The sequence below is a fragment of the Streptomyces sp. NBC_01314 genome (genome assembly GCF_041435215.1).
GTDB lineage: Bacteria > Actinomycetota > Actinomycetes > Streptomycetales > Streptomycetaceae > Streptomyces.
Map to the genome: position 1 here is coordinate 4,300,427 of NZ_CP108394.1, position 21,862 is coordinate 4,322,288.

The following is a 21,862-nucleotide window of genomic DNA, read 5'->3' on the forward strand; positions in this document are numbered from 1 at the left end:
GCCGGGGTGGCCGGGGAGGCGGCGCATCAGGAGTCAGGACGGCGGTGGCCTGCGGTTGCTCGGGTGAATCGGGCGTCGGGGCCACGGAACGCGGGCGGGTGCCGCGGGGGTGGCGGTGGTGACAGGGATCACGGGAGCGGTGCGGGGCGCGGGGCCGGCCGGAGGGCGTCCGGCGCAGGGGCGCCGTCCGGGCGCCCCCTCAGTCGGCGGCGGCCGTGCGGGCCACACCCCCGCGCGATGTGCGCCCGTGCAGGATCAGCAGGGTGGTGATCGTGGCGGCCAGGGCCGCGAGCGCCACCAGGGCCGGGACGAGGGCGATCAGCGGGCCCGCCGCCACACAGGCCACGCCTCCGATGATCAGCACCGGAGCGCGGTGGCCCGTGGTGCGGAGGAGGATCGCGGCGGCGCCGAGCAGGAACAGGCCCGTGCCGCCGGCCAGGGCCCAGGCGGGCATGCCGTGGAGGGGCTCGGCCAGGCCGTAGTGGCCCGTGTCGGCGACCTGCTGGAGGGTCTTCTTCATGCCGAGGGCGGTGATGACGACGCCGGCCACCAGGGGCAGGTGGAGGAAGGTGTACGTGTCGCGGGCCAGGACCGTGCGGTCGTCGCCGGTGAGCTGGGCCAGACGGTGTTCGGCCGGTTCACTGACGCCGTGGAAGTACAGGCGCCAGAGGGCGGCGGTGGCCAGGAGGCCGAGGGCCGCGGCGGCCACGACCGGGACGGAGACCGGGTAGCGGTTCACGCCGACGCCCATCGCGACGATGGACTCGCCCAGCGCGATGATGACGATCAGGCCGTGGCGTTCGGAGAAGTGGGCGGGGGACGCCACCCGCCAGCCCGATCTGCCGGTGACGAAGATGCCCGCGTAGTCGATGGTCACCGCGGCCAGCCAGATCAGGATCCGGGTCACGCCGTCGAAGGCCGCACCCACCAGCAGCAGGGCGAGTGGCGGGAGCACCGAGAGGAGGGCCGTCCGGCGGAGGGTGGCGTGCAGGGCCTGGTCGTCGGGGGCGGAGAGCCAGTACGTCACCAGGTGCAGGGCGCGGACCGCGCCGTAGCAGGCCACGAACAGCCAGGGGGCGGACAGGCCGCCCGGGGCGTCGACGTACACATCGGGGACCGTCAGGGAGACGATCAGGAGGACCGCCATCACGGACACCAGCACCGCGAACATCCCGCCCGAGTCGGCGCGTACGACGTTGCCGAGCCAGGCGAAGCAGCACCAGCACCACCACAGGAGGGCGAGGACGACCATGCCGCCGAGCAGGCTCAGGGCGGTGGGGTCGGCGGCCATCAGGGCGGTGACCTGGGTGATGGCGTAGACGAATCCATCCAAGGCAAGCCGAAGAAGAGTTCGGCGGGTGTGACCCTGTGGTCGTCCGCCGTGGGTGTGAGCCGGGTGCGTTCGCCGTGCGTCGTCACAACTCCCCCTTCGGGGAGGGCACTTCACCTTCCCCAGCCACGCGGCACGATAGGCGCGGGCCGCCCGGGGAAGCGACAGCTCCGGATGCTCCCAGAGCGAACACCCGGGGCGAAGACCTCGACGGCTCGGATCGACGGCTTGGATCGACGGCTCGCGGCTTGGATCGACGGCTCGGGTCGACGGCTCAGATCGGCGCCACCGACGACAGACGGTGGACGTCCCGTGCCGTGCCCGTGACCCCGGACAGGAAGCCCTGGGCGCGGGGGGAGGCGTTCTCCGTCAGCCAGCTCGGGTCGATGTCGCAGACCGCCACGCGTACGTCCGTTCCCACCAGGGCCAGGGGCAGGGTGTGGACCACCGTCGAGGGGAAGCTCAGGATCGTCCGGCCGATGGGGCCCCGGCGGGCGATGAGTTCGAGGGGGAGGTCGGGGCGGACGATCTCCAGGCCCGTCTCCGCGGCGAGGGTGTGGAGCTTGTCGGCGCTCTCGCGGCGGTGGGCGAAGTAGCGGGTGGCACCGTGGGTCTTCGCCAGGGAGCGGACGGCTTCGAGGTAGCGGCCGCCGTCCACGACGCCGGTCTCCACGAGGGAGGTGCCCACGAGGTCGGCGCTCTTGGTGATGCGGGGCGGGCCGAAGCGCGCCCGGGTCCAGGCGAAGTCGTTGGCGGTGACGAAGACGCCCTCGGGGATCTCGTCGATCGGCATGGAGGAGAAGACCTCGACGCGTCGGCCGGCGGTGGGGGTGAGGCGTTTGCGGGCCTTGGAGGAGACCGGGGCGAAGATCAGGTCGCGGGGGCCGGGACGGCCGCCCTTGCGGTGCCAGCGGACGAGGCGTTCGCCGCGGGCCAGCTGGGAGACGAACTCCATGGTCGCGGTGCCGTCGTCGACGACCACGACGTCCGCTGCCCGGGTGATGGTCAGCAGGAGCTGGACGTAACGGGAGAAGGGGTCGCCCAGGACGATGCGGCTCGCGGCGCGCAGCAGCGGGGCGAGGCCGCCGATGGTGCGGAAGGGGGCGGCGGTGCCGCCGCGCGCCTCCTCCCAGCGCACCATGTGGCCCTCGTCCCGGGCCAGCTCCGCCATTCGGCGCAACTGGCCCCGGGTCATGGGGTCGTTGGGCGACAGGACCACGAGGGTGAGTCCCGCGCCGCCTGTACGGAAGGGCCCCGCGCCGGGGTCCTCGGGCGTGCCGAGGGCATGGGCGTGCGCCCACTCCAGCACGTTCAACAGCTGTACCGGGCTCTCGACGAAGGCGAGAGTGTGGGGGCCGGCGGTTCCGGCGCGGGGGCTCATCGACGTGTGACCGTCCCGTAGTGAGGGAGACCCGTGGTCAGGGATAAAAGGAGGCTCAGACCGCGACCGGCTCGCCCGCCGCCGCCGCGATCTCCGCCTCGGCGACGATGCCGGAGACACGGCGCAGCTTCTTCATGGGGCCGAGCTCGGAGTCGTAGACCTTCTTGACGCCGTCGCCGAGGGAGGCCTCGATGGTGCGGATGTCGCGGACGAGGCGGGTGAGGCCGCCCGGCTCGACGGAGGCGGCCTGGTCGGAGCCCCACATCGCGCGGTCGAGGGTGATGTGCCGCTCGATGAAGGTGGCGCCGAGGGCGACGGCGGCGAGCGTGGTCTGCAGGCCCGTCTCGTGGCCGGAGTAGCCGATCGGGACGTTCGGGTACTCGGCCTGCAGGGTGTTGATGACGCGGAGGTTGAGCTCCTCCGCCTGCGCCGGATACGTCGAAGTGGCGTGGCACATCAGGATGTTGTCGCTGCCGAGGACCTCGACCGCGTGGCGGATCTGCCTCGGGGTCGACATGCCGGTGGAGAGGATGACCGTGCGGTTGGTGGCGCGCAGGGCGCGCAGCAGCTCGTCGTCGGTCAGGGAGGCGGAGGCCACCTTGTGGGCGGGGACGTCGAACTTCTCCAGGAAGGCGACGGCCTCGGTGTCCCACGGGGAGGCGAACCAGTCGATGTTCCTGCACTTGGCGTAGTCGTCGATCTGGCGGTACTCGTCCTCACCGAACTCCACACGGTGGCGGTAGTCGATGTAGGTCATGCGGCCCCAGGGGGTGTCGCGCTCGATGTCCCACTGGTCGCGGGGGGTGCAGATCTCGGGGGTGCGCTTCTGGAACTTGACGGCGTCGCAGCCGGCGTCGGCGGCGGCGTCGATCAGCTTGAAGGCGTTCTCCAGCTCACCGTTGTGGTTGATGCCGATCTCGCCGACGACATAGACGGGGTGGCCGGGGCCGGCGGTCTTCGAACCGAACGTGCGCAGACGGGAGTTGGTGCTCATGGTGGGACCAGTTCCTTACTTGTCGAGGGGGTCGAGAGAGTCGAGAGACGGACCGAGGATCCAGCCGGCGATCTCCCGGATCGCGCCTTCACCACCGGGGACGGTGGTGACCGCGCGTGCGGCGCCGCGTACGACGTCGTGGGCGCTGCCTACCGCCACGGGCCAGCCCACGAGGGCGAAGCACGGGAGGTCGTTGACGTCGTTGCCGACGTAGAGCACGCGCTCCGGCGCGATGCCCTGCTCCTCGCACCACTGCTTCAGCGCGAGGTCTTTCCGGTCGATGCCGTGGAGGACCGGGATCTGCAGCTTCCGGGCCCGTGCGGCGACGACCGGGTTCTTCTCCGAGGACAGGATGAGCATCGTCAGGCCGCTCCTGCGGAGGGCCGCGATGCCGAGTCCGTCGCCGCGGTGCACGGTGACGAACTCCCGTCCGTCGGCGTCGATCAGCACCCTGTCGTCGGTCTGGGTGCCGTCGAAGTCGAGGACTACGGCGTCGATGTCGTCGTAGGTGGGGAGGGCGCCCGGCCGGTTCGCGTCGAAGAGCGGCGCGAGTGCCTGGGCGCGGGCGAGGTCGTGCGGGTCGTCGATCTCCAGGACCCGGGCGGGGTCGGTGCGGACGAGTTCCGTACGGCCGAAGAAGCGGTGCCGGTGCTTGCGCAGGCCGGCCGCGTCCATGGCGTAGGCGGCGCCGGTCTCCAGCAGGTCCTGGGGGCGGTCCTGGCGGCGGGGGCGGAACGACTTGTCGTGGTTGACGCCGTAGCCTCCGGCGGTGGGACCGGGGGTGGCGTGGCTGTCGCCCGCCAGGGCGACGGACGAGGCGGTGGCGGTTGCTTCGCCCGGTCCGCCGGGGCCGCCCGGCGCGGACGCGCGGTCGTCCGCCGGCACATCGGCGCGGGTCACCGCACCCGCCCCGCCGAACTCGTCCGCCGGAGCGGCGCCGAGCCGGGTGGCCGCCCGGGCCGCGCCGGCCCCGCTCCGCACGCCACCGGCGGCATACGCGGGCGCGCCCTGCGCCGCCGACGCGCGGTCGGCCCTCGGCGCGTCGGCGCGGGTCACCGCGCTCCCACCGCCGAACGCGCCCGCCGGAGTGCTGGTGGACCTGGCCACACCGGTGTCTGCCGCCGCCACGGCTCCACCGGGCGCCGCACCGACGCGGCTCGCGTTGCCGTTGCCGTTGCCGTTGCCGTTGCCGTTGCCGTTGCCGTTGCCGTTGCCGTTGCCGCCGAACGCGCCCGCCGGAGTGCCGGTGGCCGTGGCCACACCGGTGTCTGCCGCCGCCACGGCTCCACCGGGCGCCGCACCGACGCGGCTCGCGTCGCCGTCGCCGTGGCCGTCGTCGGTGAACTCGTCCGCCGTGTCCCGCCAGACGAAGCCGTGGAACGGGGCGACGGTGAGGGCGGTGTCGGCGCCGTGTTCCACGACGGCGCGGGCGACGCCGTCGATGTCCTCGCGGAGGATGAACGGGCTGGTGCACTGGACGAGCATCACGACGTCGACAGCGGCACCGTGGAGCGCCTCGTGGGCGTCCATCGCATGGAGGACGGCGGCCTCGGAGGTCGCGGTGTCGCCCGCGATGGCGGCGGGGCGCAGGACGACCTCGGCTCCGGCCTCCCGGCCCGCGGCGGCGATGGCGTGGTCGTCGGTGGAGACGACGACGTCGGTCACCAGCCGGGCGGCGAGGCACTCGCGCACCGCGCGGGCCACCAGCGGAACGCCGCCGACGGGGGCGAGGTTCTTCGCGGGGACGCCCTTGGAGCCGCCGCGCGCGGGGATCACGGCGAGCACGCGGCGTGCTGAAGTCACGCGGCCCGCTTCCGGGTTGGACATGGGTGGGACTCCTTGCGGTGCTTGCGAAGAGGTCGGGCGGTGGCTCACAGCTCCCCCATCCGGCGGATGACGGGCGCCACGCGCTGCACTCCGTGGCGGTAGGCGCCGCGCGCCGCCCGCCGCACGATCTGCCGTACGGCTCCGGCCTGCCGGTCGGCGTCGGGCGCCCCGGGCAGCGGTTCGCCGTCGGGGCCGAGGTGGTGGCGGGCGAGGATGCCGGGCAGATAGCCGGGCGCGGTGACGGGCGTGTAGTACGGCGCGAGGGGCGGCAGTCCGTCGGCCGCGACGAGCTTGGCGATGCGGTCGCGGGCGGCGTCGAAGGCGGTGGCGTACGAGCCTTCCCCGGACTTCGTCCGGGAGGTGCCCCCGGCGACGACGCCCTGCCGTGCCACCCACTCGGGGTCCGGCGCCGGCTCGTAGCCGGCGTCCAGCTGGTCCCAGGAGGCGAGGCAGCCGGAGCCCACGAAGTGGTGGTTGCCGAGGGTCTCGCGGATCCCGAGGTCGGTGAGGACGACAGTGGGGATCCGGCGGTGCAGCGACTCCAGGGCGGCCGTGGAGCTGATGGTGACCAGCAGGTCGGTGGTGTCGAGGACCTCGCCCATGTTCCCGTACACCAGACGGAAGTTGGCGGGCGCGCCGCCGGGGAGCCGCTCCACCAGCTTCTGGTACGGCAGTTCCTCGATGTGCGTGGTGTGCTCGCCCGGCTTCGAGCGCAGCTTCAGCAGGACCTGGCGGTCCGGGTGCAGCTTCGCGTGCTGGACGAGGCGGTTCAGCAGGTACGTACGGTCCCCGCGGTGGTCCGGGACGGACGGCTGTACGGCGAAGACGACCGTGTACGGGTCCTCGGCGCCGGCGTAGGGCCTACCGCCGAGGAAGGGCAGCGCGACCTCGGTGACCGAGGAGGCGTCGGCGCCCACGCCCTCGTACACGGCCCGGAAACGGTCCGCGTCCTGGCGGGAGTTGGCGAGGACGAGGTCCGCGCCGTGCCGCAGCAGCAGGCCGTCGGCGAGCTTCTCGTAGACGACACCGACGTACCCGGTGACGACCACGGGCCGCTTCGTACGCCCGTCCCAGGCCCGGCGCAGGCCGTGCAGCATCGCCTGGACGCCCCCGCCGACGAGGGAGAGCAGGACGACGTCGTACGCGTCCTCCTTCGTGTCCTCCTTCATGGCGCGCAGGAATTCGAGGCCGGTCACCTCACGCAGGGAGTCGGGGCGGACCCCGATCTCCTGCAGCTGGCGGGCTGTGGGGGTGGCTCGGCCACGCAGGAGGAAGCCGTCCAGGCGGATGTCCGAGCCCTCCGGAGCGAGACGGTTCGCGGTGAGCGCGCCCCATTTCCACCGGGTGTCGGAATCCGCGAGTACGGCGACTCGCAGGCCGTTCGTTGCACTTGCTGGCACACCGAAGACGCTAGGAAGCGATTCCGTTGAGCGGCCCAACCTGAATGCAACAAAGGGTTAACAGCACATCGCCGAATGGCGAATCGGGGTGCGAAAGGCACAGGAAAGAGCCTGGTTCACGGTACCGCCACGCGTCGTTCACCTGACATCAAGCAGGTGGTCAAGACGAATGCCGGAGGGCCCCCTAACGTCACGGGGGTGGTCAAGCTCTCCGTCATCGTGCCGTTCTACAACGTGCAGCAATACGCGCCCGACACCCTGAAGAGTCTCAGAGCCAACGCTCGTGAGGACTTCGAATTCATTCTCGTCGACGACTGCTCTCGCGACGGGACTCCGGACATCCTCGCGCGCGCGGAGCGCGAGCTGCCGGGGGCGGTGTATGTCAGACACGAGAAGAACGGAGGACTGGCGACCGCGCGCAACACGGGCATCGACAGGGCCCGCGGCGAATACCTGACGTTCCTCGACGGGGACGACTGGCTCGCCCGCGGCCATTACCCCCGCCTGCTCGGCGCCATCGAGGACCTGGGCTGCGACTTCGTGCGCACGGACCATGTCCAGTGCACCGCGCGGGCCCGCTCCGTCCACCGGGTGCCCAACGGGCGCCGGGGCGTGGTGATGGACCCGCGGGACGCGATCCTGCCCGCCGACCGCTCGACCTCCGTCGACTACGCCTACGCCTGGGCGGGCATCTACCACCGCCGGCTGGTCGACAAGGGTGTGCTGCACTTCACCCCCGGGCTGCGCACGGCGGAGGACCGGCCGTGGATCTGGAAGCTCCATCGGGAGGCCGATTCCTTCGCCACGGTGGGGCTGCTGGGCGTCTTCTACCGGCGCGGGGTGGCTTCTTCCCTGACCCAGATCGGCGACGTACGTCAGCTCGATTTCATTCGCGCATTCGACCAGGTCATCGAGGAAACGGCGAAGGACAGGGACGCGGACAGACTTCTCCCCAAGGCCGTGCGCACATATTGCGCGATCATCTCCCACCATTTGGGATCCATCGAAAGGTTCGAGCCGGCGGTGGCACGGAAACTGAAGTCGATGAGCGCGGTCGCGCTGCGCCGAATGCCGCAGGACGTGCTCGACGAGGCCCTCGACTCCATGGACGTCCAGCGCGCCACCCGGCTGCGCCGGCTGCGCCGCCGTCCCGCCGCCGCGGGGGTCGCCGCGTGACCACGCAGATCTTCATGGCGTCCACGCTGTACGGCACCGCCACGCTGGCCGCCGCCCTGGACACCGAGTGCTTCCGCCCCGCCGCCCGCCGCATCCTGCTGATCTCCAACAACGCGGCGACGCCGGAGACGGCCCCCGCCCTGGACGAGATGCCCGGCTTCGAGCGGCTGCGCGGCCGCTTCGACGAGGTGATCTCCTGGAACGAGACCATCTCCCCCTTCCACCCCGGTGGTTGGTCCCCGCGTACGGACGACGTCCCCCTGTGGGAGCGGCACCTGCGACTGCTGTGGAACCTGGGCGACGACGACGTCGAGCTGGCCGTGGAGTCCATCCAGGTCCACCCGGCGCTCGGCTTCACCCAGATCTTCACCGGCGCCCCCGTCACCGTGTACGCGGACGGCCTGATGAGCTACGGCCCCACCCGCAACAAGATCGACCCGCTGGTCGGCACCCGCATCGACCGGCTGCTGCACCTGGACCTGGTCCCGGACCTGAAGCCGTTGCTGCTCACCGAGTTCGGCGTCGAGGCGGAGATCGTGCCCACGGACGCCTTCGTGAAGGTGCTGGCGGAACTCGTCGACACCGGTGGCGCACTGCCCGCGATCGAGGAGCCGGCGCTGCTGCTCGGCCAGTACCTCTCCGCGCTCGGCATCCTCACCGCCGAGGAGGAGGAGGACCTCCACGTACGGATGCTGAAGGGCGCGGTCGCGCTCGGGCACACCCAGGTCGTGTTCAAGCCGCACCCCAGCGCCCCGGCCCGCTGGTCGCGCGGCCTGGAGAAGGAGGCGGAGCGGCTCGGCGCCGACCTGACCGTGCTGGACACGCCGGTCCTCGCCGAGGTGCTGTACCAGCGGATGCGTCCGACTCTCGTCGTCGGCTGCTTCTCCACGGCCCTGCTCACCGCCTCCGCGCTGTACGGCCTGCCGGTCGCCCGCGTCGGCACCGGCACCCTGCTCGACCGGCTCGCCCCGTACGAGAACAGCAACCGGGTGCCCGTCACGATCGTGGACGCGCTGCTGCCGGAGCTGGGCGACCGGGCGGCGGTCACCTCACAGCGGCCCGGCACGACGGTGGCGGACCTCGACGGCCTGGTCCGGGCGGTGGGTTTCGCGATGCAGCCGAAGATCTACCCGTCGCTGCACGCGGACACCGAGGCGTATCTGACGAGGCATCTGAGCACACAGACCCTGCGGTACTTCAAGCGGCGCCGGTTGACCTCGCTGGGGCTGCCCGGCGGCATCCCCGTCCAGCTCGCCTTCATCCCGCGCAACGCGACCGTACGAAGAGTCGCGCGGCGGGCCCGGTCCCTCAAGCGAGCGACCTTGGGGTGAGCCCCGGGATGACTTCGAGGAGTTCGAGGAGTTCGACGATCGCTTCAGAAACTCGGGGGACGCCGTGGTTGAACGCGAAATTGGCCCACTGTTCATCCGACCCGAGGATTCGACAGCACCTCCCCGGAGAGGCTCCGCACCATGCTTGACCAGGCCAAAGCCATCTCATAGGTTCCTGGCCCGTTCATCTGCTCGCCTGTTCGCCTCGTCGACGCAAGAGAGTCTTCTGTCCTCATGGCCACTGAAATGACCTCTGAAATGACCACTGAACAAGGCACGATCCGACTTCCCCGTGAACTCGACGACGTTCCCGGCTGGTTCCCGGTGCTCGACCAACTGCTCTTCGACTGGTTCCTGAGCCGACAGGAGGTCGCGGGCGAGAGGGGCGACCTGCTGGAGGTCGGCGTCTACATGGGCAAGAGCGCCATCTTCCTCGGCCGGCATCTCCGGGAGGGCGAGGCCTACACCGTCTGCGACCTCTTCGAGAGCGACGCACCGGACGACGCCAACGCGGCGGAGGCCGCCAAGTCGTACCGCGCCACGCTCACCCGCCGGGCCTTCGAGGCGAACTACCTCTCCTTCCACGACGAGCTGCCCCGTGTCCTGCAGGGACCCAGCTCGGTCGTTCCCGGCGAGGTCAAGCCGCGCTCCTGCCGTTTCGTACACATCGACGCCTCGCACCTGTACGAGCATGTCGAGGGCGACATCACCGCCGCGCGGGACGCACTCCTCCCCGGCGGTCTGGTCGTCCTCGACGACTTCCGCTCCGAGCACACCCCCGGTGTCTCCATCGCCGCGTGGGAGGCCGTCCTCAACCGGGGCCTCAACCCCGTCTGCCTCAGCACGCAGAAGCTCTACGGCACCTGGGACGACCCGGGGCCCATCCAGGACGCCCTCCTGGAGATGGTCGGGGAGCGGGACGACTGCCACGTCAGCAAGCAGCGGGCGGCCGGCCACCGCATCATCCGCCTCAAGTCCAAGGGCATGAAGGCGCCGGCGTTCCCGAAGTCCCGCCACTGGACAGAACCCCAGCCTCCGCCCCCCGCCCCGCAGCCCCCGACCCGCCCGCCCAGGCCCCCACGGAGCAACACCCGCAAACTGGCCGCGGACCTCCTCCCACCACTGGTGACAAGGGCGATCAGGAAGGCGAGGGCAGGAAAGAGGCCAACAAATTGAGCGGCGCGACAACAACAAGAGAGACCGGCCGTGCCGGAGAATTGGGTCATGATCGCCGGGTCGGTCGAGACGCAGGCAGGGCCCGTCTGGCCCCAGGGGTCAACGTGACGCCGAGTCGCTCGGGACGCCGGGTCGGTCGTGACGCCGGGTCGGTCGTGACGCCGGGTCGGTCGTGACGCCGGGTCGACGACAGGATCGGTCGACGACGACAGGATCGGTTGAGACGCACGGCTGGTCGTGACGCAGAGCTGGTAGCGACACAGGTCCTGAGCGGCGCATTTGCCGACAGGCGGCGCAGGGCCGACAGGCGGCGCGAAGCCGGCCATCCCCGCGCCCAGAGGCCGCCACCCTGAGGGGCTCGGCCCCGCAAGGGGCGCGGGGAACTGCGCGGCCGGCCACACACGGCCCGCAGTCGCCCGGCCACCTGCCCCGCCGAGTTCTCAGCTCCCGCCACTCCCCCGCAGCGTCACAGAGATCCCCACCAGCACCGCCTCCAGCCCCACATCGAACCCGCGCCCCTGATCCCGGAACATCTCCCACCCGGCCTCCACAGCCAACGGATACCCCGCCAACCGCTCGGCCCGCGCATCAAGGTCGTACCCTTGGCCGCCCCCTGCCCCCCGCGCCCCCTCGGCCCCGCCACCCCCCGTCGCCTGCTCCTCGATGACGTACCCGATCGTGTAGCTGTACGCCGTGAACCAGGCCCGCGCGGCCCCCGCCGACGAAAACCCCGCGGCCGTCAGCATGCGCAGATTCGCCTCCATGGGCGCCGCGTACGACAGATCCGTGAAGTGCGTCCCGCTGTACACCTTCGCGCCGTCGCGGTACCGCAGCAGATGCTCGCGCAGCCCCCGCATCCGCGCCCGGAAGGCCTCGTGCCAGTCGGCGCCCTCGTCTCCCCCTGACGGCATCCCGGCCCAGTCCGCCGCCATGCGCCGCATCATCTCGGTCGCCATCTCGTCCAGCAGGTCCTGCTTGTTCTTGAAGTGCCAGTAGAGCGCGGGCGCCTGGACGTCGAGCTCCTTGGCGATCAGCCGGAGGCTCAGCCCTTCCAGGCCGACCTCGTTCAGCAACCGCAGGGCCGCCTCGACGACCTGCGCCTTGTCCAGCTTCGGGGATTTTCTGGGAACCACGTTGACAGTTTAACGGCGTTAAGCGCATGCTGCCGCACAAGGGTCACTTAACACCGTTAAGGAGCGAGGGAACCCATGAGCAAAGCCATGCCCACCACCCCCACCACCACCGACGTCCTGATCGTCGGAGCAGGCCCCACCGGTCTCGCCCTGGCCATCGACCTGGCCCGGCGCGGCGTAGGCGCCCTGGTCGTGGAGCGGACCACCGCACTGTTCCCCGGCTCACGCGGCAAGGGGATGCAGCCCCGCACCCGCGAGGTCCTCGACGACCTCGGCGTACTCGACGCGGTCCGCGCCGCCGGCGGCCCCGCCCCTGTCGGCATGGTCTGGAGCGACGGCAGCCGACAGGGAGAGCACCGGATGTTCGACGTGTCGGAACCTACGGAGGCCGAGCCGCACCAGGGCCCCTGGCTGATCCCCCAGTGGCGGACGCAGGAGATCCTGCTCGCCCGCCTGCGGGAACTACGCGGCGATGTGGCCTTCGGCCGCGAGCTGACAGGTCTGGCCCAGAACCCCGACGGCGTCACGGCGTCCTTCACCACCGGCCCCGAGGTCCACGCCCGCTACGCCGTGGCCGCCGACGGCGGCCGCTCCACCGTGCGGCGCCTCCTCGGCATCGGCATGACCGGCGAGACCGTCGACCCGAGCCCGACCCTGGTGGCCGACATCCGCGTCCCGGCCCTCGACCGCGACAACTGGCACCTGTTCCCGCCGGCCGGCCAACACGGCTTCATGGCTCTCTGCCCCCTCCCCGGCACCGAGGACTTCCAGCTGACCGCCAACTTCCCGGACCCGGACACGGTGGTCGACCTCTCTCCGGACGCCATCCGCAAGGTCGTCGCCGCCCGCTCCCACCTCGCCCCCGAGGACGTGACGGAGGTGCGCTGGGCCTCGGACTTCCGGCCCCGGGCCGCCCTCGCGGACCGCTTCCGCGAGGGACGCGTGTTCCTCGCCGGGGACGCGGCGCACGTGCACTCGCCCGCCGGGGGCCAGGGCCTCAACACCAGCGTCCAGGACGCGTACAACCTGGGCTGGAAGCTGGGCGCGGTGCTGAGCGGCGACACGGACGACGCGCTGCTGGACACGTACGAGGAGGAGCGGCGCCCGGTGGCCGCGGCCATGCTCGGCCTGTCCACCCGGGTCCACCGGGGCGAGGAACGCCGCGGCCGGGCCACCCAGCAACTCGGCCTCGGCTACCGGGACTCCTCCCTCTCCGTCGACACCCGCGAGAACCTGCCCCCGGACGCCCTCCACGCCGGCGACCGCGCCCCCGACGGCCGACGCGGCGGCGTACGTCTCTTCGACGCCTTCCGCGGCCCGCACTGGACCCTGCTCACGGTCGGCACCGAAGCGCCGACGGCCATACCGACCCGGCCGAGCCTGCCGGAGCCGTCAGAACCGTCAGACCTGCGGCGACTGAAGAACGTACGCCCGGCTCACATCCCGCCGTACGAGGCCTACGGCACCGGTGTCTTCCTCATCCGCCCGGACGGCTACGTCGGCTGGGCGGGCGACAGTCCGGCCGGACTCGCCGCGTACGCGACCGCAGTGGGTCTCGCCTAGGCGCCGCTCGCCAGCGACAGCTTGAGGGCGAAGCCCAGGAACATCGCCCCCGCCGCCGAGGTGGCACCCGCCGACAGCCGCTTCCGGCGGCGGAAGGTGTCGGCCAGCCTCGTGCCGCTGAATATCAGCGCGCTCAGGTACAGGAAGCTTGCGACCTGGGCGAAGGCACCGAGCACGACGAAGGAGAGGGCCGGGTAGGCGTACCCGGGGTCCACGAACTGTACGAAGAAGGCGACGAAGAACAGGATCGCCTTGGGGTTGAGCAGACTGATGACCAGAGCCCGGCGGAACGGCCGCTCCCCCTCGACGACCTCGCCCCCCGGCCCCTCGACGACCCGCTCACGCCGGCTCCGCCACATCGCCCACGCGGCCCGCAGCATCCCCACCGCCAGCCACGACAGATAGCCCGCGCCCGCGTACTTCACGATCCCGAACAACACGGCGTTGGCCTGCAGCAACGAGGCCACCCCCGCCGCGGACAAGGTCATCAGCACGGTGTCCCCGACCCACACCCCGGCGGCGGCCCGGTACCCCGTCCGTATCCCACGCCGCGCTGCCACGGACAGCACGTAGAGGGAGTTGGGTCCGGGCAGGAGGACGATCAGGACGAGTCCTGCCAGATAGGTGGGAAGGTCAGTGACGCCGAACATGAGAAGGAGTGTCGCACGGGGGTATGACATTCCGGACCTGCGTGTCGGTCAGAACGCGTCGCTGGGGACGTACTTTCCCCAGACCTCGCGCAGCGCGTTGCAGACCTCGCCCACCGTGGCGCGGGCCTTCAGGGCCTCGCGCATCGGATAGAGGACGTTGTCCGTACCCTCGGCGGCCTTCTTCAGGTCGGAGAGGGCCGCGTCCACCGCCGCCCGGTCGCGCTCGGCGCGCAGCTTCGCGAGCCGCTGCGCCTGCTGGGCCTCGATGGCCGGGTCGACGCGCAGCGGCTCGTACGGCTCCTCCGCGTCGAGCTGGAAGCGGTTGACGCCGACCACGACGCGCTCGCCGGAGTCCGTCTCCTGGGCGATGCGGTAGGCGGAGTGTTCGATCTCGTTCTTCTGGAAGCCGTGTTCGATGGCGGCCACCGCGCCGCCCAGATCCTCGACCTTCCGCATCAGTTCGACCGCCGCCGCCTCCACGTCGTCGGTCATCTTCTCGATGACGTACGAACCCGCGAAGGGGTCGACCGTCGCCGTCACGTCCGTCTCGTAGGCCAGCACCTGCTGGGTACGCAGGGCCAGGCGGGCCGACTTGTCGGTCGGGAGCGCGATGGCCTCGTCGAAGGAGTTGGTGTGGAGGGACTGGGTGCCGCCCAGCACGGCCGCCAGGCCCTGGACGGCGACGCGGACAAGGTTCACCTCGGGCTGCTGGGCGGTCAGCTGGACGCCGGCCGTCTGCGTGTGGAAGCGGAGCATCAGGGACCTGGGATTCCGCGCCCCGAACTCGTCCTTCATCACCCGGGCCCAGATCCTGCGCGCCGCCCGGAACTTGGCGACCTCTTCGAGGATCGTCGTCCGGGCCACGAAGAAGAAGGACAGGCGGGGGGCGAAGTCGTCGACGTCCATGCCCGCCGCGACCGCCGTACGGACGTACTCGATGCCGTCGGCGAGGGTGAACGCGATCTCCTGCGCGGGGGAGGCGCCCGCCTCGGCCATGTGGTAACCGGAGATCGAGATGGTGTTCCACCTGGGGATCTCGGCCTTGCAGTACTTGAAGATGTCGGCGATCAGGCGGAGGGAGGGCTTGGGCGGGAAGATGTACGTCCCGCGCGCGATGTACTCCTTCAGCACGTCGTTCTGGATCGTGCCCGTGAGCCGCTCGGCCGGTACGCCCTGCTCCTCGCCGACCAGCTGGTACATCAGCAGCAACAGGGCCGCGGGCGCGTTGATCGTCATCGACGTCGAGACCTGGTCCAGCGGGATGCCGCCGAACAGCACCCGCATGTCGTCGACCGAGTCGATCGCCACGCCCACCTTGCCGACCTCACCGGACGCGATCGGGGCGTCGGAGTCGTGGCCCATCTGGGTGGGCAGGTCGAAGGCGACGGACAGACCCATCGTGCCGTTGGCGATGAGCTGCTTGTAGCGGGCGTTGGACTCCACCGCCGTACCGAAACCGGCGTACTGGCGCATGGTCCAGGGGCGGCCGGTGTACATCGACGGGTAGACACCACGGGTGTAGGGGTACCCGCCGGGCTCGCCGAGCCGGTCCGCCGGATCCCAGTCCCGCAGCGCCTCCGGCCCGTACACCTGCTCGATGGGCAGTCCGGACTCCGACTCGCGCGCCATGGTGTGTGCCCTCCGTCTTGCCCGGTTGCCCCGGATGCCCGCTTGTTACCAGCCGGTAATATGACCCTCGCGGCGGACTGTAGCGGCGAGTCTGCGCCCGATGGAGCGCATTCGGCTGGGACCTTGCTCATAACCATGCCTGTTTGTTCGCGACGGGTCATGTCAGGGAAACCTGACCGGGAGAGCGACCGGACACGGCGGATCATGAGACGACGGGGGCCCCGATGCGTACCAAGGACATGCGGAGATCAGTGGCCGCGCTCGCGGCACTCGCCATGGCCGGCGCCTGCACGGCCCAGGGGATCGAGGTGCACGGCGGCCAGCGTCAGCCCGTGCGCATCGACGGGACCGCCACACCGAGCGGCACCCCGAAGCAGGAGGCCGGCGGCCAGGCCGCCGCCGGTGGCAGCGGCGACAACGACAAGGCCGACGGAGACAGTGACGACAAGGGGGACCGCGAGCAGACCCCGCCGCCCGACGCCTCTCCCACCCCCACCGTCGCCCCCACGGTCCTCTGGGCCCAGGGTGACGAAGGGCTGGACGTACGTGAGTTGCAGGCCCGGCTGCGGCAGATCGCGTGGCTCTTCACCGGGCCCACGGGGACGTACGACGATCCGACGGTCCAGGCGGTCAGGGGCTTCCAGGGCAAGCGGGGGCTGCCGCGGACCGGCAAGACGGACAGCGTCACGTGGGCGCGGCTGCGGAACATGACGCGGGAGCCCGGCAAGTGGGACCTGTACGCGTACGGCGGGCAGCCGGCGGCGTCACCCGACCCGCGCTGCCTGACCGGCCGGGTGCTGTGCATCAGCAAGACCAGCCGCACACTGCGCTGGATGGTGGACGGCCGGACGCTGACGACGGTCGAGGTGCGGTTCGGCTCGGAGTACACACCGACCCGCGAGGGCGTCTTCAGCGTCTACTTCAAGTCCCGCGACCACGTGTCGACCCTGTACGACACCCCCATGCCGTACGCGATGTTCTTCAGCGGCGGCCAGGCCGTCCACTACTCCTCCGACTTCGCGGCCCGCGGCTACTACGGGGCCTCGCACGGCTGCGTCAACGTCCGGGACGAGGCGAAGATCGCGCAGCTGTTCGGGCAGGTCAGGAACGGCGACAAGGTGGTCGTGTACTGGTGACGACGGCAAGTGGAGTGACGTGCGTCACATGACGCATAGCGGGAAGGCGTCCGGCGCGTCAGTGGGAGTACGGGGTCACGGGGGACCACGGGGGAATCACGGGGTATGGGGCGCGGGCGGGACCGGGGGAACGTGTCCCGCCCGCGCCGAGGTGCACGAGCCGTAGGTACGGGGGGAACCCCGGCTCTGTGCGACGGCCGATGACCAGTCGGCTCACTCATTACTGCGCCGCGGCGGCTGAAAGTGTTACCCGTTCCGCGAAAGAATTCGTAATGGAGGCGAAAGCGCAGGTCAGGATGGGTGCGTGAGCATCCGCTCGGAGGGTGCGGTGCCACCGCCGGCGCCGAAGCCGACCGGGTCAACCGCCGCGAACCGACCGCGGTGACCGCTGCCTTTGCCGCCCTTGTCGCCCTTCCCGCCCTTGTCGCCTTGGTTCTTGCCGCCCGTGTTCTTGCCGTTCCCGTGTCCAGGGCCGTTGCCGTTCCCGTGGCGGCCCTTGCCGTTTCCGTGGCCGTTGCGGCGGCCCTGGCCCCTGTCCGAGTCGTCGTCCTCGTCGGAGTCGTTTCCGGACCGCGTGTTCCTGTCACCACCGCCGGCGGGACCGCTGGAGTCCGACGCGCCGGTCCCCGTGCCCTTGCCCGTCCCGGTGCCCTTGCCCGTCCCGGTTCCGTTGCCCGTGCCCGGCCGTTTCGCCGTGCCGGGGTTGGCTGCACCGCCGGCCAGGAGGCCTTCGCAGTACCGCTTCAGCAGCCCCTTGCCCTTGCCGCCCGCCGCGCCCTCCAGGCCGCGTCGGCGGTCGGCGTCCAGCTCCTTGCCGTCGCGGACGTCACGGCACGTGGAGAGCACGTTGTCCCACCACTCCTGGGTGCGGTTCTCGTTCTGCCCGGTGTCACCGGGCTGCTCGTCCCCATCGGTGCCGCCGGTGGGGTCGTCGCCCTTCGAGGAGGTGTCCGGGGAGACCCCGGGCGTCTCCTCGCCCCACGCCCCGCGCCTGCTGCCCTCGCCCTGCTCGGCGTTCGGCGACGGCGACAGCAGCGGCCGGTCCGGCGACTGGGCGGCGGAGATGCCGGCGGAGGGTTCCGGTTCGCCGTCGCGGAACGCGCTCAGCGCACCGCCGCCGGCCAGCACCGTGACCCCGCCGAGCATCCCGGCGGTCACGGCCGCGACCAGCCCGAACCGCGCCGGCCGGCCCCAGCCGGCCCGGCGGCGGACCGGCACGGCGGACGGACGCGCGGGCCGTCCCAGGCGCACGAGACCCGCGTCGGCGGCGGGCACCGCGGTGGTGTGTGTTCGGCTGCCGCGGCCGGGCTCCGCGGCCCGGCCGTTCTCACCGGAGGGGGCCGTATGGACCGAGCGAGCCGTGCGGGCCGTACGGAAGGCGGCCAACGCGGCTTCCTCGCCCGGCAGTTCGGGATTCTGGGAAGGCGTCGGCACGACCTCGGCGGCCAGGGCTTCGAGCGCCTCGGTGAGCCGGTAGGCACGGGCGCGGGTGTCGGCGTCGACGGCTTCGAGCGGCTCCCCACGCAGCAGCCGCTCCGCAGCGTCGCGGTTCAGCCACCTGTACTGCTCGTCGGCCATCACACATCCTTCTGCGTCCGCGAACGCGTATGCGTCACACCGGCGGACGTGGCCGCGCGTACCCGCGCGCCTCTCGGTGGGGGTACGGCGTCCAGCGGGTCGCCGGATTCCGGGTCGGCCTCCGAAGCCGTCTCCGGATTCTCCCCGATCAGTTCGGCGAGCCGTTTCAGCCCCCGGTGCGCGGCCGTCCGTACGGCACCCGCACGCTTGCCCAGCGTCTCCGCCGCGGTCTTCGCGTCGAGGCCGACCACGACACGCAGGACCACCGCCTCCGCCTGGTCCTGCGGCAGCTGCGCGATGAGCGACAGCGTGCGGCCGGTCGCCAGGGCCTCCATCGCCTCGCCGGCCGTGTCGGACTCGGCCGCCTTGCCGGTCAGCTCGGTCTCGTCGCCGCCTATCGCGGGCCTGCGGCCCCGCATGCGTATGTGGTCGAGGGCCCGGTTGCGGGCGATCCGCGCGGCCCAGCCGCGGAACCGGTCGGCGTCTCCGTCGAACCGTTCCAGGTCACGGGCTATCTGCAGCCAGGACTCGGAGGTGACGTCCTCCGCGTCCGGATCACCGACCAGCGTCCGCACGTACCCGAGCAGCCGTGGGTGCACCGAGCGGTACACAGTCCGGAACGCGGTCTCGTCCCCGTCCTGTGCCGCAAGCACCGCGGCGGTCAGCTCCGCGTCGTCCCCCAGCACCCACGCGCCCCTCTGCGCCTCAGCCGGTGCCGCTCTCGCGGTCCGGGTTCTCGCCGTTTGTGCTTCCTCAATCGACGGTTGCGGTCTTCGGGACCGCTGTGGTTGCGGTGGTCTTCCGCCAACCTCGATCCGGCGCGAAAGGCACGTTACGGCCTGAAACCACTGACCGTCCATGTCCGTAGAACATGCAACTAACTCGTGATGCGCAGAGGTGTGACAGAAAACGCAGGCGCGGCGCTGTAGGTAGTACGGGTCGCCGCGCGGCCCGTGCCGCGCGACGGTCGGGGCCTCTCCTGTGGGGGGTGGCGGCCCCGGCCGTTGCCATCGGCGGAGTCGGCCGGGTGTCTTGCGAGTACGGGGGTCTTGCGAGCACGCCGGCCTCACTTCGTTTCCGGGGCCCTTTACTTCGCCTCCCGGTTCCGCTCCGCGCCTCGCGGGTTCCGTTCCGTGTTTCACGGGTTCCGTTCTACGGCGCCCGGGTTCCGTTCCGCGTTTCCTGGGCTTCGCCCGTTCGCTTCGGCCGGGCGTCCGGCGCTCCCGGTCCACCCGGTTCGTTCGGCGCCGTCGACTCACTCGGCGACTCACTCGGCCTCGACGCGTTCGGCTCGCTCGGACGCGGTGCCTCTCTTTGCCTGTCGCCGGTGCCACTGCCCTCGCGGTCGCTGCCGCCGCCGGGCTGGTCATCGTGCTTGCCGTTGCCGTTGCCGATGTTGCTGCCGCCGTTGTTGCTGCCGCCGTTGTTGCCCTTGCCTTCGGCCCGCCGGTCGGCCTTGTCCGGCTGCTGGGACGCGGGGGCTTCCTCGTCCCGGTCGAGGCGGTCGGCCGTCGAGGGATTCGTGCGCGGGGCGGTCGAGGGGCCGGGGCGGGCGGGAGCTCCGTCGGTGGTGCGGGGACGGCGGTCCTGGCCCCCATGGCCCTCGCGGTCCCCGCCGACGCCCTCGTCGTCGTGCGTGGCCGAGCCGATCGCCGCGAAGGCGACCCCGCCGAGGGCGAGGCTGGCCAGCAGTACGGCCAGGGTGGTGCGTATCGAGAGCTGGACGCGGCGCCGCGCGTTCGGCCGCCAGTCGTCGCGGCGCCGGGTACGGGCCGTACGCGTCCCCATCTCCCGTGCAGCCCGGAAGGCGGCCACTGCCCGCGCCTCGCCCGCACTGTGGGCCGACGTACCACCACGTACGGCGGCGGCGAGAAGGGAATCGACGGAGGAACCGGCGGCGCCATCGGTTGCAGGGGCGGCGGGGGCATCGGGTACGGGGGCATCGGAAGCGCGGTCGTCGTCGGCGACATCACTCATGAACCGGCGGCCGTCGTCCGACCCCCCGCTGCCACACCGCCATGCACTGTCGCGGCGTTCCCCGTCGCGCCGTTCGCCGTCGCGCCGTTCGCCCTTCTCCGGCTCCGTCCTGCCCGAAGGCATCTCGTGCCCTTCCCTGTCGCCGTCCGTCCCACTGCTGTCATGGCCGCGCGGGTCACCGTCTCCGCCGTCGCGGCCGAGGCTGTCGCCGCTGTCGCCGCTGTCGGTCATCTCGATTCCCCCAGCGTCCGGGGGCCGTCATCCGTCACACCCTCGCTCCGGAGGAGCTGGGCGAGTCGCTTCAGTCCCCGGTGGGTGGCGGTACGGACCGCGCCGGGGCGTTTGCCGAGGACACGGGCGGCGGCGGGGCCGTCGAGGCCTACGACCACGCGCAGCAGAACGGCCTCGGCCTGGTCGCGAGGCAGCCGGGCCACGAGCGCGAGGGCCTGCTCGGTGGAGAGGGCCTCCAGGGCCTGGTCCTGGGTGCTGTGCGTACCCGGCAGTTCCAGCAGGTCGTTCTCCAGGGCGGTCGCCCGGGGCCTGACCTTCTGGCGCCGCAGATGGTCCAGGGCCCGGTGCCGGGCGATGGTCGCGCTCCAGCCCCGGAAGCCGGCCCCGTCGCCCTTGAACCGCCCGAGGTCACGCGCGATCTCCAGCCAGGCGTCCGAGGCGACGTCCTCCGCGTCGTCCCCGACGATGCCACGCAGATACCCCAGCAGTCCGGGCTGCACGAGTCGGTACGCCACCGCGAACGCGGCCTCGTCCCCGGCCTGGGCCCGCGCGACGGCCGCGCCCAGTTCCCCGTCGTACGCCTGCACGCGCCGAGGTTCCCCTCCCTGGCCACAAACTGTCCGGGACAGTGCCAAGTCAGTGCCGGGATCACGTTCCCGGGGACCGTCCCGGCCGCCGCCAAGCCCCCATGGTCATCTGCGCCGCGCTCCGCGGAAGTGTCACAGTCCGTCAGGCGGGGCGCAGCCCCTGCCTTGCGTTTCGGGGGCGCGGGGAACTGCGCGACCAGCCACCACCGAACGGCGCGGACGGGGGTCGAAGGGGCACAGCCCCTGGTGAGGGACGGGCAAGGGCGGCGGGGGCGAGGAATTCCCTACGTCAGCCGGAGGCCATCGCGTCGTGGCACAGCAGCCGCAGCGACCCGTCCCCCGCGAAACACCGCCGGGCCTCGTCCAGCGGATCCCAGAAGCGGCCGTCCCAGGTCCGCACCCAGTAACCCCCGCCCGACTCGACCCACTCACCCCCGGCCGAGCGCACGACGACCTCACCCCCGTACGCCCCGAACCCCCGCAGGGCCCCCTCCACGGCGGCGTAGGGCGCCCCTTCCTGCCGTATCTCCTCGATCATCCGGTCCACCCGCCACAGGCTCTGCGTCGAGTAGTCGAGACGCACCCGTGCCCCCTCCCGCATCATCGCCACCGCGTCGGCCGCCCACCGAAGGGGCTTCGCCGCACTCCCGGGCCGGTTCCCGAGGTTCCCCGACATGCTGGGGGCACTGCCCGAACTGAATGTCTGCTGTGCGCTCACACTCGGGAAAGCGCCCGCCCCGCGCGAGACGTTTCGCGTTTTCCG

General features: G+C 71.6%; 17 protein-coding genes and 2 pseudogenes. 5 read left to right on the plus strand and 14 right to left on the minus strand.

The window, feature by feature from the left end; genetic code table 11:
- Positions 1-199: 199 nt before the first annotated feature.
- From OG622_RS18820 to OG622_RS18845, 6 genes and pseudogenes are all read right to left on the minus strand, one after another.
- Positions 200-1,333, minus strand: a complete 1,134-nt coding sequence (locus tag OG622_RS18820; protein ID WP_371577425.1) for a low temperature requirement protein A — start codon at positions 1,331-1,333, stop codon at positions 200-202.
- 271 nt (positions 1,334-1,604) lie between these two features.
- Positions 1,605-2,711 (minus strand): hypothetical protein, encoded by a 1,107-nt coding sequence (locus OG622_RS18825; protein ID WP_371577427.1) that lies wholly within the window; start codon positions 2,709-2,711, stop codon positions 1,605-1,607.
- A 55-nt stretch (positions 2,712-2,766) separates the two neighbouring features.
- Entirely contained in the window at positions 2,767-3,705 is a 939-nt protein-coding gene (locus OG622_RS18830) for an N-acetylneuraminate synthase family protein (RefSeq protein WP_371577429.1), read from the minus strand.
- A gap of 15 nt (positions 3,706-3,720) precedes the next feature.
- Positions 3,721-4,476, minus strand: a pseudogene (locus OG622_RS18835) (HAD hydrolase family protein); the annotation flags it as partial.
- 546 nt (positions 4,477-5,022) lie between these two features.
- Positions 5,023-5,532, minus strand: a pseudogene (locus OG622_RS18840) (cytidylyltransferase domain-containing protein); the annotation flags it as partial.
- A 44-nt stretch (positions 5,533-5,576) separates the two neighbouring features.
- A complete protein-coding gene (locus OG622_RS18845; RefSeq protein ID WP_371577431.1) occupies positions 5,577-6,932 on the minus strand; it encodes a DUF6716 putative glycosyltransferase in 1,356 nt (451 codons plus the stop codon).
- Positions 6,933-7,130: 198 nt separating this feature from the next.
- Here OG622_RS18845 and OG622_RS18850 point away from each other — a divergent pair, with 198 nt between their 5' ends.
- From OG622_RS18850 to OG622_RS18860, 3 genes are all read left to right on the plus strand, one after another.
- Positions 7,131-8,108 (plus strand): glycosyltransferase family 2 protein, encoded by a 978-nt coding sequence (locus tag OG622_RS18850; RefSeq protein ID WP_371577433.1) that lies wholly within the window; start codon positions 7,131-7,133, stop codon positions 8,106-8,108.
- Entirely contained in the window at positions 8,105-9,439 is a 1,335-nt protein-coding gene (locus OG622_RS18855) for an alpha-2,8-polysialyltransferase family protein (protein ID WP_371577435.1), read from the plus strand. The genes OG622_RS18850 and OG622_RS18855 overlap by 4 nt, the downstream gene beginning before the upstream one ends.
- A 258-nt stretch (positions 9,440-9,697) precedes the next feature.
- A complete protein-coding gene (locus tag OG622_RS18860; protein WP_371577436.1) occupies positions 9,698-10,615 on the plus strand; it encodes a class I SAM-dependent methyltransferase in 918 nt (305 codons plus the stop codon).
- Between the two features lie 440 nt (positions 10,616-11,055).
- Here OG622_RS18860 and OG622_RS18865 read toward each other — a convergent pair whose 3' ends face one another.
- Positions 11,056-11,748, minus strand: a complete 693-nt coding sequence (locus tag OG622_RS18865) for a TetR/AcrR family transcriptional regulator C-terminal domain-containing protein (protein WP_371577437.1) — start codon at positions 11,746-11,748, stop codon at positions 11,056-11,058.
- 75 nt (positions 11,749-11,823) lie between these two features.
- Here OG622_RS18865 and OG622_RS18870 point away from each other — a divergent pair, with 75 nt between their 5' ends.
- Entirely contained in the window at positions 11,824-13,311 is a 1,488-nt protein-coding gene (locus OG622_RS18870) for an FAD-dependent oxidoreductase (RefSeq protein ID WP_371577439.1), read from the plus strand.
- Here the strand turns inward: OG622_RS18870 and leuE are convergent.
- Together leuE and OG622_RS18880 are read right to left on the minus strand one after the other, a co-directional pair.
- Complete coding sequence (gene leuE / locus OG622_RS18875; RefSeq protein WP_371577441.1) at positions 13,308-13,961, minus strand: leucine efflux protein LeuE; 654 nt, start codon at positions 13,959-13,961, stop codon at positions 13,308-13,310. The two genes, OG622_RS18870 and leuE, sit on opposite strands and share 4 nt — an antisense overlap.
- A gap of 48 nt (positions 13,962-14,009) precedes the next feature.
- Positions 14,010-15,590, minus strand: coding sequence for a methylmalonyl-CoA mutase (locus OG622_RS18880; protein WP_371577443.1), 1,581 nt, complete (start codon positions 15,588-15,590; stop codon positions 14,010-14,012).
- A 224-nt stretch (positions 15,591-15,814) separates the two neighbouring features.
- Here OG622_RS18880 and OG622_RS18885 point away from each other — a divergent pair, with 224 nt between their 5' ends.
- Entirely contained in the window at positions 15,815-16,726 is a 912-nt protein-coding gene (locus OG622_RS18885) for a L,D-transpeptidase family protein (protein WP_371577444.1), read from the plus strand.
- Between the two features lie 291 nt (positions 16,727-17,017).
- Here OG622_RS18885 and OG622_RS18890 read toward each other — a convergent pair whose 3' ends face one another.
- The 5 genes from OG622_RS18890 to OG622_RS18910 all read right to left on the minus strand — a co-directional run bounded on the left by OG622_RS18890 (position 17,018) and on the right by OG622_RS18910 (position 21,775).
- A complete protein-coding gene (locus tag OG622_RS18890; protein WP_371577446.1) occupies positions 17,018-18,304 on the minus strand; it encodes a hypothetical protein in 1,287 nt (428 codons plus the stop codon).
- Positions 18,304-18,990 (minus strand): RNA polymerase sigma factor, encoded by a 687-nt coding sequence (locus OG622_RS18895; RefSeq protein WP_371577447.1) that lies wholly within the window; start codon positions 18,988-18,990, stop codon positions 18,304-18,306. Before OG622_RS18895 ends, OG622_RS18890 begins: the two co-directional genes overlap by 1 nt.
- A gap of 466 nt (positions 18,991-19,456) precedes the next feature.
- Positions 19,457-20,512, minus strand: a complete 1,056-nt coding sequence (locus OG622_RS18900; protein WP_371577449.1) for a hypothetical protein — start codon at positions 20,510-20,512, stop codon at positions 19,457-19,459.
- Positions 20,509-21,099 (minus strand): RNA polymerase sigma factor, encoded by a 591-nt coding sequence (locus OG622_RS18905; protein ID WP_371577451.1) that lies wholly within the window; start codon positions 21,097-21,099, stop codon positions 20,509-20,511. The genes OG622_RS18900 and OG622_RS18905 overlap by 4 nt, the downstream gene beginning before the upstream one ends.
- 289 nt (positions 21,100-21,388) lie before the next feature.
- A complete protein-coding gene (locus tag OG622_RS18910) occupies positions 21,389-21,775 on the minus strand; it encodes a hypothetical protein (RefSeq protein WP_371577452.1) in 387 nt (128 codons plus the stop codon).
- Positions 21,776-21,862 lie beyond the last annotated feature (87 nt).